General features: G+C 61.2%; 13 protein-coding genes and 2 pseudogenes. 6 read left to right on the top strand and 9 right to left on the bottom strand.

All coding sequences use genetic code 11. The annotated features are described in order from the left end of the window. Window positions 1-21 precede the first annotated feature (21 nt). The 4 genes from ACM530_RS07070 to ureE are packed head-to-tail and all read right to left on the bottom strand — an operon-like array spanning window position 22 to window position 2,432. Window positions 22-594, bottom strand: a complete 573-nt coding sequence (locus ACM530_RS07070; protein WP_145160211.1) for a HupE/UreJ family protein — start codon at window positions 592-594, stop codon at window positions 22-24. A gap of 25 nt (window positions 595-619) precedes the next feature. After that, window positions 620-1,234, bottom strand: a complete 615-nt coding sequence (gene ureG / locus ACM530_RS07065; protein WP_017849719.1) for an urease accessory protein UreG — start codon at window positions 1,232-1,234, stop codon at window positions 620-622. Window positions 1,235-1,260: 26 nt separating this feature from the next. Beyond that, entirely contained in the window at window positions 1,261-1,935 is a 675-nt protein-coding gene (locus ACM530_RS07060) for an urease accessory protein UreF (RefSeq protein ID WP_416364498.1), read from the bottom strand. Further along, complete coding sequence (gene ureE, locus ACM530_RS07055; RefSeq protein WP_416364497.1) at window positions 1,932-2,432, bottom strand: urease accessory protein UreE; 501 nt, start codon at window positions 2,430-2,432, stop codon at window positions 1,932-1,934. The genes ACM530_RS07060 and ureE overlap by 4 nt, the downstream gene beginning before the upstream one ends. A gap of 339 nt (window positions 2,433-2,771) precedes the next feature. On the opposite strand from ureE, the gene ACM530_RS07050 reads away from it, so the two are divergent. After that, the gene (locus tag ACM530_RS07050; RefSeq protein ID WP_416364496.1) at window positions 2,772-3,242 is read left to right on the top strand and encodes a C40 family peptidase; all 471 of its coding nucleotides are present in this window, start codon (window positions 2,772-2,774) and stop codon (window positions 3,240-3,242) included. Between the two features lie 5 nt (window positions 3,243-3,247). Here the strand turns inward: ACM530_RS07050 and ACM530_RS07045 are convergent, their stop codons facing one another. Continuing rightward, the gene (locus ACM530_RS07045) at window positions 3,248-3,880 is read right to left on the bottom strand and encodes a TetR family transcriptional regulator (RefSeq protein WP_416364495.1); all 633 of its coding nucleotides are present in this window, start codon (window positions 3,878-3,880) and stop codon (window positions 3,248-3,250) included. 151 nt (window positions 3,881-4,031) lie between these two features. Further along, the gene (locus ACM530_RS07040) at window positions 4,032-4,403 is read right to left on the bottom strand and encodes a hypothetical protein (RefSeq protein WP_106577655.1); all 372 of its coding nucleotides are present in this window, start codon (window positions 4,401-4,403) and stop codon (window positions 4,032-4,034) included. Between the two features lie 368 nt (window positions 4,404-4,771). On the opposite strand from ACM530_RS07040, the gene ACM530_RS07035 reads away from it, so the two are divergent. Continuing rightward, window positions 4,772-6,838, top strand: coding sequence for an AsmA family protein (locus tag ACM530_RS07035; RefSeq protein ID WP_262210658.1), 2,067 nt, complete (start codon window positions 4,772-4,774; stop codon window positions 6,836-6,838). A 685-nt stretch (window positions 6,839-7,523) separates the two neighbouring features. Here ACM530_RS07035 and ACM530_RS07030 read toward each other — a convergent pair. Beyond that, the gene (locus ACM530_RS07030; RefSeq protein ID WP_106577657.1) at window positions 7,524-8,054 is read right to left on the bottom strand and encodes a ferritin-like domain-containing protein; all 531 of its coding nucleotides are present in this window, start codon (window positions 8,052-8,054) and stop codon (window positions 7,524-7,526) included. Between the two features lie 98 nt (window positions 8,055-8,152). After that, a pseudogene (locus ACM530_RS07025) lies at window positions 8,153-8,413 on the bottom strand (LysR family transcriptional regulator); the annotation flags it as partial. Here ACM530_RS07025 and ACM530_RS07020 point away from each other — a divergent pair. Together ACM530_RS07020 and ACM530_RS07015 are read left to right on the top strand one after the other, a co-directional pair. Next, window positions 8,402-8,617: pseudogene (locus tag ACM530_RS07020) on the top strand (NAD(P)H-dependent oxidoreductase); the annotation flags it as partial. The pseudogenes ACM530_RS07025 and ACM530_RS07020 sit on opposite strands and share 12 nt — an antisense overlap. A 78-nt stretch (window positions 8,618-8,695) precedes the next feature. After that, a complete protein-coding gene (locus tag ACM530_RS07015; RefSeq protein ID WP_416364494.1) occupies window positions 8,696-9,586 on the top strand; it encodes an esterase/lipase family protein in 891 nt (296 codons plus the stop codon). 113 nt (window positions 9,587-9,699) lie between these two features. Here ACM530_RS07015 and ACM530_RS07010 read toward each other — a convergent pair whose 3' ends face one another. Continuing rightward, window positions 9,700-10,587, bottom strand: a complete 888-nt coding sequence (locus tag ACM530_RS07010) for a DMT family transporter (RefSeq protein WP_145160227.1) — start codon at window positions 10,585-10,587, stop codon at window positions 9,700-9,702. A 97-nt stretch (window positions 10,588-10,684) separates the two neighbouring features. Here ACM530_RS07010 and ACM530_RS07005 point away from each other — a divergent pair, with 97 nt between their 5' ends. Next, window positions 10,685-11,473, top strand: a complete 789-nt coding sequence (locus tag ACM530_RS07005) for an AraC family transcriptional regulator (RefSeq protein WP_369301540.1) — start codon at window positions 10,685-10,687, stop codon at window positions 11,471-11,473. Between the two features lie 71 nt (window positions 11,474-11,544). Further along, entirely contained in the window at window positions 11,545-11,853 is a 309-nt protein-coding gene (locus ACM530_RS07000) for a PsiF family protein (protein WP_145160232.1), read from the top strand. Window positions 11,854-12,017: the final 164 nt, after the last annotated feature.

The following is a 12,017-nucleotide window of genomic DNA, read 5'->3' as shown; positions in this document are numbered from 1 at the left end:
GGCCTTCAGCAGCGCCGCAAATCAGCCCGCCAGCAACCAAACCCCCGTGGCCGCCGAAGCCGCCCCGGCCACCCGCACCAATGGCGCAGCCGCCGTCGGCAGAAAACGCACCACCGCGTACCCGGCCGCGTGCAACACCGCCGTCGCGCCGACAAAACCGGCGGCATACGCCCAAGGGCTGGACATGTCCGGCAGCTCCAAGCCGTGCGCCACGCCATGGAACAGTGCAAACAACGCCGTTGCAGCCACCGCGACGAACAGTGGCGGCCGCACCGCCAGCGCCACGGCCAGGCCCAGCGCCAGCACCGAAGCCGCGATCCCGCTTTCCAGCGCCGGCAGCTCCAGGCCTTCAAAGCCCAGCAGGCCGCCAATCAGCATGGTGCCGACAAAGGCGCAAGGCAGCGCCCAGCGTGCGTTGCCTTTTTGCTGCGCCGCCCAGAGGCCGACTGCGACCATGGCCAGTAAGTGATCGATGCCGCCCAGTGGGTGGCTGATGCCGGCGACCAGCCCATTATCGCCATGCCCGGGGTGAGCGAAGGCGAGGGCTGGGGTGAGCAGCAAGGCTGCGGTGGCGAGAAGTTTGTTGAGACCCATGAACAGGCTCCTTTTCAGGGTGGTATCAGGCTGCGGTCAGCAAGCCCTGACGTTCGATAAAGGCGACGATTTCATCCAGGCCGACGCCGGTTTTCTGGTTGCTGAACACAAAGGGCTTACCGTTGCGCATACGCTGGGTGTCACTGTTCATCAATTCCAGCGAGGCGCCGACCAGCGGGGCCAGGTCGATCTTGTTGATCACCAGCAAGTCGGATTTGCAAATACCGGGCCCGCCTTTGCGTGGCAGCTTGTCGCCGGCCGACACATCGATCACGTAGATAGTCAGGTCTGACAGTTCAGGGCTGAAGGTCGCCGACAGGTTGTCGCCGCCGGACTCCACCAGAATCAGGTCCAGGCCGGGAAAGCGGCGGTTGAGCTGGTCCACCGCTTCAAGATTGATCGAGGCGTCTTCACGAATCGCCGTGTGCGGGCAGCCGCCGGTTTCCACGCCGATGATGCGCTCCGGCGCCAGGGCCTGGTTGCGCACCAGGAAGTCGGCGTCTTCGCGGGTGTAGATGTCGTTGGTCACCACGGCCAGGTTGTAGCGATCGCGCAGCGCCAGGCACAGCGCAAGGGTCAGGGCCGTCTTGCCGGAGCCCACCGGGCCGCCGATGCCGACACGCAAGGGTTGTGTGTTCATGTGCTTCTCCACAGAAGTAAAAGGGCTTAGGAACGGAACAGGCGGCTGTACTGGCGCTCGTGGGCCATGCACGCCAGGGACAGGCCGAACGCGGCGCTGCCAAAAGAGTTGAAGTCCAGGCGACTGGCGTCCTGTTGGGCTTGCTGCAGCAACGGCAGCAGCTCACTGGTCAGGCGCTGGGCGGCCTGCTGTCCCAACGGCAACGTTTTCATCAGCACGGCAAGCTGGTTTTCCAGCCAGCTCCACAGCCAGGCGGCGAGGGCGTCATCCGGGCTGATCTGCCACGCGCGGGCCGCCAGCGCCCAGCCCAGGGCCAGGTGCGGTTCGGCGCAGTTTTCTACAAATGCGCGTGCGGCGGCGTCCAGTTCCGGCAAACCATTGAGCAGTTGCTGCAGGGAGTAGCCCATTTGCCGGCTCTCCTGGTACAGCTCGCGGGTTTCGCGGCTGGCGCGGTGTTCTTCACATAACTGTGTCAGGCGCGGCCAGTCCTGGTCCGCCGCCGCGCGGCAATGGGCGAGCAGCAAGGGCGCTTCGAAGCGCGCCAGGTTGAGCAGCAACTGGTCGCTGATCCACCGCCGGGCACTGGCGGCATCATTGACGCGGCCATTTTCCACGGCCATTTCCAGGCCTTGGGAATAGCTGTAGCCACCAATCGGCAATTGCGGACTGGCCAGACGCAACAGCGCCCAGGCTGGGTTCATGGACGTACGCCGAACTGGTGCAGCTTGGGTGGGTAGTTGAAGTCTTCGTCGCCATGGCGCGAATGGTGATGGCCGCCGCCGTAGGCACCGTGTTCCGGCTGGAACGGCGCTTCGAGGGTTTCGGTCTGCGCGCCGAGCTGTTCGAGCATGGCCTTGAGCACGTAGTCATCCAGCAGGCGTAGCCAGCCGTCGCCGACTTGCAGGGCGACGTGGCGGTTGCCGAGGTGGTAAGCGGCGCGGGTCAATTCAAACGCACTGCTGCAGGTGACGTGCAGCAGTTGTTCAGGGCGCGCGACCACGCGTACGACGCGTCCGTCTTCAGCCTGTAGGCACTCACCATCATGCAACGGCGGCTGACCGCGCTCCAGAAACAGGCCGACGTCTTCGCCGTCGGCACTGAAACAGCGCAGCCGGCTTTTGCTGCGTGCTTCGAAATTCAGCAGCAGCTCAGCGGCCCAGAGGGTTTGGGGCGTGATTCGGCGGTGGATCACCAGCATCAGGAGGCTTCCAGCTATGAGCGATAAGAGTGCTAGAGCAAGGGGCTTGCCAATCACGCACGCGCGTGGGAAATCCTTGTAGGCAAGCAGCGGCGTGCCACCGAATAGGGCGTCAGTCGATTCTGACAGTGCCTCCAATTGGTGCGTAGCTGGATTTATAGCACCGGATGTGGGCGTTTTGCGTTGAGATCCGCAGCGCGCCGCATGAAATTTCTTTCATCTGATTCGTGCTGGAATTTTCCAGGAATTGACCTACACGAACGCCGGATAGGGCGTTCAAGAAGCTCGTCGCTGTTTCATTAGGATATTCGCCGTCCTTAATCCACCGCGGCGTCGATCATGTTCAAAGGCTTTACGTGTCTGGTCATTCTCGGTCTGTGGTGCGCCGCAGACACGGTTGCGGCCAATGCCCTGCCTGACGCGTCGATCACGCGTGTTATTGACCGCGCCCATGCGTTGCTCGGTACACCCTATAACGGCAGCGGCACCAGCGTCGGCCAGGGGTTCGATTGCAGCGGCTTGCTGGTCTATTTGTTCAAGACCCAGGCCAATATCCGCCTGCCGCGCACGACAACGCAGATGCGCCGATCAAGCGCCGCGACGGTTCAGAGAGCCGCGCTCAAGCCGGGCGATGCGGTGTTTTTCAAGGGCAATGGCAGCGGGCAGGTCAGCCATGTCGGCCTGTATGTGGGCAAAGGCAAATTCATCCATTCGCCCAGCACCGGCAAACGCGTGCGCATCGATTCATTGAACAGCCGCTATTGGAAAAAGCACTACACCACCGCCAAGCGTTTTCACGCGGCGGGCTGATCGGCTTACTCGGTGCTGCCCAGGCCTTGCCAATGCTTGAGGCCGATGAAGATAAAGCGCAATTGCTGGGTGATTTTCGCCTGGGGCGTGAGGTGGGCGGGCAGGGCATGGGCCGGCGGGTCGATGATGTCGGGCAGGGTGGCGAATACACTTTTGACGATCAGGTCGGCCATCACGTGCAGGCCTTCGGCGTCCAGGTGCTGGAGCTTGGGCATCAGCGTTAGGTCAGCCGCCAGATCACTGGTGATGTCTTCGCGCAAGGCGCCGATGGCTTGGCGCACGGCCAGGCAGCCCCCGTATTGCTCGCGGGCCAGGAACAGGAATTGCGATCGGTTGGCCGACACCACATCCAGAAAAATCCGCACGGACGCGTCGATGATGCCGCCCATCACGAACTCGTTGTGGCGTACCAGGCGAATCGTGGCGCGGAAGGTTTGGCCGACTTCACTTACCAGCACCAGGCCCAGCTGATCCATGTCGTCAAAATGGCGATAGAAGCCGGTTGGCACAATGCCGGCGGTCTTGGCCACTTCGCGCAGGCTCAGGCTGCCGAACCCGCGGCCACACTCCATCAGATGGCGGGCTGCGTCCATCAAGGCGAGGCGGGTCTGTTGCTTCTGTTCAGCGCGGGGCAGCATCGGCGGGCGGACTTTGTCGGCAAGTACAGCGACGCACTCTAGCAAAACAGCTTCGTCGGCGTCGAACTTGGCGGGAGTGAAGCGTGAGGCAGTCTATAAAAAAGCAAAAGCCCGATCGGCTGATCGGGCTTTTTTCTCGGCCACCACGGGCTTAGCTCTGTGCTTGATGCAGTTCTTGCAGACGATCAGCACCGCCTTCGGCAACGCCATCGGTGTAGGCGCGTTTGTTGGCTTGTTCAGCACCGCCTTCTACCAGACCTTTCTGTTCAAGGCGATCACGGCCACCTTCAGCAACGCCTTCGGTGTAAGCACGTTTGTTGGCGTGTTCCGAACCATTTTCTGCGACGGCGCCTTTGGCGTAGTCACGGTTTTCGTCTTCTTGCGAGCCGCTGCGAGCCAGGGTTTGGCTGGATTGAACGGCTTGAGCTTTGTTCTGTGGGGTTGCTTGTTCAGTGGCGGGCAGGGCAAAGGCGCTGGAAGCCAGGACAGACAGCAGAACGGTAGCGAGTATTTGACGTTTCATGAGGGTTGCTCCTTGGGAGGGCGATAAAGTGGGTACAGGGCTAATGCTACTCTCGATAAGTCGATATAAAAGTTCATAAACACAATGGTAATAATCAACAGAATTGATTGTTCCCATCAGAGGCTCTAGAACGCGCCTCTCAAGCCCGCGGTTTTGCACCATGGTGGGTATTTTCGACCCGTTCATGGGTAACACCGGTGCATTGTTGATGGTTTGGTCGATTCGAGCTGTAGGAGGAGTCGCTTTTTTTGCTAGGAATTCGTACTTGGGCTAAACCCCCACGCCATTTGTCAGTCGTAGCCTTATAAGCTGTAGTCAAAAGGTGCGTGGCAACGCGCACCCTCAGTCGTAACCAGGAGTCCTGTGCAATGACGCGCACTCGTAAAATCGTCGCTTGGAGCTGCGCCAGCTTCGTTCTGTTAATCGCCGTGGTGGTCTTGGTGCTGGTGTTCTTTGACTGGAACCGCCTAAAACCGCCGATCAATGCCAAGGTCTCCGAAGAGCTGCATCGCCCCTTTGCCATCAATGGCAACCTGGCGGTGGTATGGGCGCGTGAGCCCGATGAAGGCGGCTGGCGTGCCTGGGTGCCATGGCCGCACGTGATCGCTGAAGACCTGACGCTGGGCAACCCGGATTGGTCGAAAAAGCCGCAGATGGTCACGCTCAAACGCGTAGAACTGCGCATTTCACCGCTGGCGCTGCTGGCGCAGCGTGTGGTGATTCCACGTATCGACCTCACCGAGCCGAGTGCAGACCTGCAGCGCCTGGCCGACGGTCGCGCCAACTGGACCTTCAAGTTCGATCCCAAAGACCCCAACGCCGAGCCGTCCAGCTGGGTGGTGGACATTGGTGCCATCGGCTTCGACAAGGGCCACGTGACCCTGGACGACCAGACACTCAAGAGTCAGTTGGACGTCATCATTGACCCGCTGGGCAAACCGATTCCCTTCGGCGAAATCGTCGGCGACGCCGATGCCAAGAAGGCCCTGGAAAAAGGCTCGGCGCCACAGGACTACGCGTTCGGCCTCAAGGTCAAAGGCCAGTACCACGGCCAGAAACTCGAGGGTACTGGCAAGATCGGCGGCCTGCTCGCCTTGCAGGACGCGGCCAAGCCGTTCCCGCTGCAAGCCCAGGTGAAAATCGCCGACACCAGCATCGCGCTGGCCGGCACCCTGACCGACCCGCTAAACCTTGGCGCCCTGGACCTGCGCCTGAAACTCGCCGGCAGCAGCCTGGGCAACCTGTACCCACTGACCGGCGTGACGCTGCCAGACTCGCCGGCTTATTCCACTGACGGCCACCTGATCGCCAAACTGCATGAAGCCAGCGGCGCGTCATTTCGCTACGAGAACTTCAACGGCAAGATCGGCGACAGCGACATCCATGGCAACCTGGCCTACGTCGCCAGCCAGCCACGGCCCAAGCTCAGTGGCGCGTTGGTTTCCAACCAATTGCTGATGGCGGACCTTGCGCCCTTGATCGGCGCCGACTCCAACGCCAAGCAAAAAGCCCGCGGTGGTGAAAGCAAGCAACCGGCCACCAAAGTGCTGCCGGTGGAAGAGTTCCGCACCGAGCGCTGGCGCGAGATGGACGCTGACGTGGAGTTCACCGGCAAGCGCATCGTGCACAGCGCCGAATTGCCGTTCACCGATCTCTACACCCACTTGGTGCTCAATGACGGTGAACTCAGCCTGGAACCCCTGCGTTTCGGCGTCGCCGGCGGCAAGCTGGATGCGCAGATTCGCTTGAACGGCCGCACCGTACCGATGGAAGGTCGCGCCAAACTCACCGCGCGTAACTTCAAGCTCAAGCAGTTGTTCCCAACCTTCGAACCGATGAAAACCAGCTTCGGTGAACTCAACGGCGACGCGGACATTTCCGGGCGCGGCAATTCCGTGGCGGCGCTGCTGGGCACGTCCAACGGCGACTTGAAAATGCTCATTAACGATGGCGCGATCAGCCGTGGGCTGATGGAAATTGCCGGGCTTAACGTGGGCAACTACGTGGTGGGCCGCCTGTTTGGCGACAAGGAAGTGAAGATCAACTGTGCGGCGGCAGACTTCGGCATCAAGACCGGCCTGGCCACGACTCGCTTGTTTGTGTTCGATACCGAAAACGCGATCATCTACATCGACGGCACTGCGAACATGGCGACCGAACAGCTGGATCTCACCATTACGCCGGAGTCGAAGGGCTTTCGCCTGTTCTCCCTGCGTTCACCGCTGTACGTCAACGGGCCGTTCATCAAGCCCAATGCGGGCGTGAAAGCCATTCCTCTGGCCCTGCGCGGCGCCGGCATGGTCGCACTGGGCGTCATCGCCGGCCCAGCGGCCGGGTTACTGGCATTGGTAGCACCGAGCGGCGATGAGCCGAACCAGTGCGCACCGTTGCTGCAGCAGATGAAAGAAGGTAAAGCACCGAAAACTGTGAAGTAGCTGACAAAACCCAAATGTGGGAGCGGGGTTGCAGGCGATGGCGATGGTTGAGTCGATATCTTTGTTGACTGGTCCACCGCTTTCGCGGGCAAGCCCGCTCCCACAGGTGGGCGGCGGTGTGGCGGGTTACAGGGCTGGCAAAAAACCGCCCCATCAGGCGCTGAAGACAGTGAAAAAGTAACTGCCAAAACCCAAAGCCAAATGTGGGAGCTGGCTTGCCTGCGATAGCGGTAAGTCAGTCGATATCTTCATCAACTGACACAGCGCTTTCGCGAGCAAGCCCGCTCCCACAGGGGTTCGGCGATGTGGCGGGTTACAGGGCTGACAAATATCCGCCCTGCCAGGCCTTGAAAACAGTGAAAAAGTAACTGCCAAAACCCAACCAAATGTGGGAGCTGGCTTGCCTGCGATAGCGGTGGCTCAGTCGATATCTTCATCAACTGACACAGCGCTTTCGCGGGCAAGTCCGCTCCCACAGGGGTTCGGCGGTGTGGCGGGTCACAGGGCTGACAAATATCCTCCCCGTCAGGCCCTGAAGACAGTGAAAAAGTAACTGCCAAAACCCAAAACCAAATGTGGGAGCTGGCTTGCCTGCGATAGCGGTAAGTCAGTCGACATCTTCATCAACTGACACAGCACTATCGCAAGCAAGCCCGCTCCCACAAGGGTTCAGCGGTATGGCGGGTTACAGGTCCTGCAGAATATCCGCCATGTCGTCGGCGTGTTCTTCTTCCTGGGCCAGGATTTCTTCAAAGATGCGACGCGTGGTCGGGTCTTTGTCGCCGATGTACTGGATGATTTCGCGGTAGCTATCCACCGCAATGCGCTCGGCTACCAGGTCTTCGTAGACCATTTCCTTCAGGTTGTTGCCGGCCACGTATTGAGCGTGGGAGTTTTTCGACAGCAGGTCGGGGTTGAATTCCGGCTCGCCGCCCAGTTGCACGATGCGCTCGGCCAGTTTGTCGGCGTGCTCGGCTTCCTGGGTGGCGTGCTCCAGGAACTCGTCGGCCGCGACGCTGGCTTTCAGGCCGGTGGCCATGAAGTAGTGGCGTTTGTAGCGCAGCACGCACACCAGCTCGGTGGCCAGCGACGCGTTGAGCAGGCGAATGATTTCTTCGCGGTCAGCGTCGTAGCCTTCGGTGACGGCGCCGTTTTCGACGTTCTGGCGGGCGCGTGAGCGCAGGGTCGCAACGTCAGTCAAATGTGCTTCAGTCATCTCAATCTCCTGGTGCTAATCCGGTTTTACGCCACGCTCTGCCGGCGTGATCGCTCCAAGTTGTGAGTGCTGCGCGACGCAAAAAGTTTTATCGGATTTTAAAGTGCCTGGCTGGACAGCTTCGCCTGCGCCTGCACCCACTGGAAAAACGCGCGCACCGGCGGATGCCGCTCACGGCCCGGCACGCAGAGCGCACTGTAACCGGCCCCTTGCACGCTGATCAGCGTCGGCACGTCGGCGCTGGCCCACGCGACCACGTCAGGCGCGCCATACACCGCAAAGCACTCATCGAGCAGATACTGGCCGTAAAGGTTCGGGTAGTCGCCGAGGCTGTAGCGAATCACCAGATCGATACCCGCCGCGGCGGCAACGGGTTTGGCCCCGGTGGCGAAAACGAGGCGATGAACCATGCCGACCCGCACTTGCGCACGGCCTTGGGTTACATCGGCATCGATGACATTCGGGTGATCGCCGCCGAAGGTGAAAAGTCGGACAAAAGCGTGTTCCTGCGTGCCTGTGAGGAAGCCGAGCGCCAGCTGCGCGACCTGGCGGGGCATTTCTAAAGCGCCAGCGGTCATGGGGCGGTCATCTCGTGTGGTCTAGGATGACCGTATCGCCTCTCCGATCAGGATATCCGCTGCATGGACGAATCCCTCGCCACGCGTTACCCGCTTGTGTTGGTGCCCGGCATGCTGGGCTTTGTGCGCCTGGGGCTGTTCCCTTACTGGTATGGCATTGTTCCGGCGCTGCGGGCGGGCGGCGCGCAGGTGTTCCCGGTGCAGGTGGCGCCGCTGAACGCCAGTGAGGTGCGCGGTGAGCAATTGCTGGCCCAGATCGAGCGCATTCGCCGGGAAACAGGTGCCGAAAAGGTCAACCTGATCGGGCACAGCCAGGGCTCGCTGACGGCCCGTTATGCGGCGGCCAGGCGCCCGGAGTGGGTGGCGTCGGTGACATCGGTGGCCGGGCCTAACCATGGCTCGGAATTGGCAGACCACTTCCAGGTTCATTACCGCGCAGACCATTGGAAGGGCCGGTTCGTGAGCGCGGTGCTGCATGTGGCGGCCTGGGTGATGGGCGTGCTTGAGACCGGCTACCGCGGGCCGCGTTTCAAGGTGGATGTGCAGGCCTCGCACCAGTCCCTGACCTGCGAAGGCGTGGCGCTGTTCAACCGTCAGTTCCCCCAGGGTTTGCCGTCAACGTGGGGCGGGCAGGGCGCCGAGGTGGTCAACGGCGTGTGTTATTACTCGTGGTCCGGCACCTTGCAGCCTGGCAAGACCGATCGCGGGCGTAACCTGCTGGACGGCACGAACCGCGGTTGTCGGTTGTTTGCGCGCAGTTTTGTGCGCGAAAAGGGCCAGTGCGACGGCATGGTCGGGCGCTACAGCTCACACCTGGGGCTGGTGATTGGCGATGACTACCCGCTGGACCACTTTGACATCGTCAACCAGTCGATGGGGCTGGTGGGCAAGGGGGCGGAGCCGATTCGGTTGTTTGTGGAGCATGCGCAGCGGCTGAAGGCGGCGGGGGTTTAGCAGGCGGACCGCGTTATCGTTCATCGCCGGCAAGCCAGCTCCCACATTCGCCCCCATTCCAAATGTGGAACACGGTCAACTGTGGGAGCTGGCTTGCCTGCGATAGCGGTTAATCAGGCCACACTGACCTCTTGGCGCACCGGCGTAGTCCAGCGCTCCGACAAAATCACCCCGCCCAACGTCAGCAATCCACCCACCAAGTGGTACATCGCCAACTTTTCCTTGAGCACCACCGCCGCAATCATCGCGGTAATCAACGGCAACAGGTTGAAAAACAGCGTGGTGCGGCTTGGCCCCAAGGTCTTCACCGAATGCATCCACGCCAACGGCGCGAGCATCGAGGCGAGCAGGCAGGCATACAGCACCAGCGGAATATTCGCCCAGCCCAGGCCAGCCTTGTTCGAGAACAGGAACAATGGAAACAGCACCACCACCGCCACCAGCACCTGCAAATACAGCAACACCAGGGGCGGCAGGCGCAACTGCCATTTTTTCAGCAGCGTGCTGTAGACCGCATAGGCAAGGGTGGCGATCAGCATCATCGCGTCGCCCAGGTTGAGCCCGTGTTGCAGCAACGCGCCCAGACTGCCGGCCGACACCACCACTACTACGCCGGCAAACGACAGAACAGCACCGGTCAGCGCGCCAAAGGTCAGGCGCTGGCCGAGGCTGATAATGGCGGCGGTCAATGCCATCAACGGCATCAGCGAGAGGATGATACCCATGTTGGTCGCCGAGGTCAGTGCTGCGGCGTAGTAGGCCAGGCTTTGATACACCGCCATGCCCAACACGCCGAGGATGAAGATTTTGCCCAGGTTCGGGCGGATCAGCGCCCAGTTGGCGATCACCGGCTTGAGCATGAACGGGGTAAACAGCAGCGCCGCCAGCAACCAGCGGTAAAAGCCGATTTCTGCCGGAAAGAGGGTGCCGACGGCCAGTTTGTTGACCACGGTATTACCGGCCCAGATAAAGATGGCCAGCAGGGGATACGCGTATTGCATTGAAGGAAACCAGGTGTGTTGATGAGGTGGGATTATCCCCTGTCTGGATCGAAGCCTATACTGCGATCCAGACAACCGACCTTTGTATCCAGACAATATGCCCAGACACACCGTACGCCTGGCCGATTTCCCCAGCCTGCCAAGCCCCGTCTACTTCCGTTACTCCGATTTCGCCCCCGACACCGAGTGCACGCCGCACCGGCATGGCTGGGGTTCGCTGGACTATTCGGCGAGTGGTGTCATGCGTATGGAGGTGGCGGGCAGCCGTTTTATGTCGCCGCCGCAATACGCAGTATGGATCCCGCCAAATACCGAGCACAGTTCCTACAACGCCCAGGCAATTGTCTATCGCTCGGTGGGCCTGGCCCCGCAGCTGTGCGAGCAACTGCCGCAGGCGCCGTGCACCCTGGCGATCAGCGAGATTCTCAAGGCGATTCTCAGCGACTTTGCCCGGCGCGACGTCAATATTGCGCAGACCGAAGCGGATGTGCGCCTGGCGCAGGTGCTGGTGGACCAGCTCAAGCAAGCGCCGATTCACGATTGTTTCTTGCCCTATGCGCGCCACCCTGGCTTGCTTGGTGTGCTTGAGGGCATGCAGGCCGAACCCGGGGACAATCGCCCGTTGGCGCACTGGGCCGAGCACGTGCATGTGAGCGAACGCACCCTGGCGCGGCAATTTGTGCGGGAGTTGGGCATGAGCTTTGGCGAATGGCGCCAGCGCCTGCGCTACCTCGCCGCCATCGAAGCCCTCGACAGCCAGCGCAGCGTGCAACACGTGGCGTTTGACCTCGGTTACAGCACCGCCTCGGCGTTCATCGCGATGTTCCAGCGCCACGCCGGCTGTACGCCGGAGCAGTATCGTCGAACTAATATCCGTGGCCGATGAAGATGTAACGGGCTTTGACTACACTGCTGCGTAGGCCGTGCCCCCCGGCACGGCAACAGGGAGAAAACTCCATGAAGATGCTGCGTATTCCGCTGTTGATGATGGGCCTGCTGTTGTGTTCCCAAGGGTTTGCCGCCACCGCCGCACAGACCGCCCAGCAACAAAAAATGACCACCTGCAACGCCGAAGCCAAAGGCAAGACCGGCGACGAGCGCAAAACATTCATGAGCACTTGCCTGAAGGCCGCTCCCGCAGCCAACGACGCCAAGACCCTGACGCCGCAGCAGCAGAAGATGAAAGACTGCAATGCCACGGCGAAAACCAAGGCGTTGACCGGCGATGCACGCAAGACCTTTATGAGCACTTGCCTCAAAGGCTGATCACGATTTCGCCAACGCTGGAGCTCAATGTGGGAGCTGGCTTGCCTGCGATAGCATCACCTCGGTAAGTTTGCTGCACCGAGGCGCCTGCATCGCGGGCAAGCCCGGCTCCCACAGTTGATCGCATTCACACCCTGGCCTCTCGCTTGATTCCCTCAAGGCTG

It is taken from the genome of Pseudomonas sp. NFX183 (assembly GCF_047943075.1).
In the GTDB taxonomy this organism is placed as follows: domain Bacteria; phylum Pseudomonadota; class Gammaproteobacteria; order Pseudomonadales; family Pseudomonadaceae; genus Aquipseudomonas.
This window is presented reverse-complemented; position numbering and strand designations above follow the sequence as displayed.

Excerpts from the sequence above, each read along its gene's own strand:
- ACM530_RS07070 (WP_145160211.1), bottom strand. The coding sequence starts at position 594 with ATGGGTCTCAACAAACTTCTCGCCACCGCAGCCTTGCTGCTCACCCCA.
- ACM530_RS07060 (WP_416364498.1), bottom strand. The coding sequence starts at position 1,935 with ATGAACCCAGCCTGGGCGCTGTTGCGTCTGGCCAGTCCGCAATTGCCG.
- ACM530_RS07030 (WP_106577657.1), bottom strand. The coding sequence starts at position 8,054 with ATGACTGAAGCACATTTGACTGACGTTGCGACCCTGCGCTCACGCGCC.
- ACM530_RS07015 (WP_416364494.1), top strand. The coding sequence starts at position 8,696 with ATGGACGAATCCCTCGCCACGCGTTACCCGCTTGTGTTGGTGCCCGGC.
- ureG (WP_017849719.1), bottom strand. The coding sequence starts at position 1,234 with ATGAACACACAACCCTTGCGTGTCGGCATCGGCGGCCCGGTGGGCTCC.
- ACM530_RS07000 (WP_145160232.1), top strand. The coding sequence starts at position 11,545 with ATGAAGATGCTGCGTATTCCGCTGTTGATGATGGGCCTGCTGTTGTGT.
- ACM530_RS07045 (WP_416364495.1), bottom strand. The coding sequence starts at position 3,880 with ATGCTGCCCCGCGCTGAACAGAAGCAACAGACCCGCCTCGCCTTGATG.
- ACM530_RS07040 (WP_106577655.1), bottom strand. The coding sequence starts at position 4,403 with ATGAAACGTCAAATACTCGCTACCGTTCTGCTGTCTGTCCTGGCTTCC.
- ACM530_RS07035 (WP_262210658.1), top strand. The coding sequence starts at position 4,772 with ATGACGCGCACTCGTAAAATCGTCGCTTGGAGCTGCGCCAGCTTCGTT.
- ACM530_RS07050 (WP_416364496.1), top strand. The coding sequence starts at position 2,772 with ATGTTCAAAGGCTTTACGTGTCTGGTCATTCTCGGTCTGTGGTGCGCC.
- ACM530_RS07005 (WP_369301540.1), top strand. The coding sequence starts at position 10,685 with ATGCCCAGACACACCGTACGCCTGGCCGATTTCCCCAGCCTGCCAAGC.
- ureE (WP_416364497.1), bottom strand. The coding sequence starts at position 2,432 with ATGCTGGTGATCCACCGCCGAATCACGCCCCAAACCCTCTGGGCCGCT.
- ACM530_RS07010 (WP_145160227.1), bottom strand. The coding sequence starts at position 10,587 with ATGCAATACGCGTATCCCCTGCTGGCCATCTTTATCTGGGCCGGTAAT.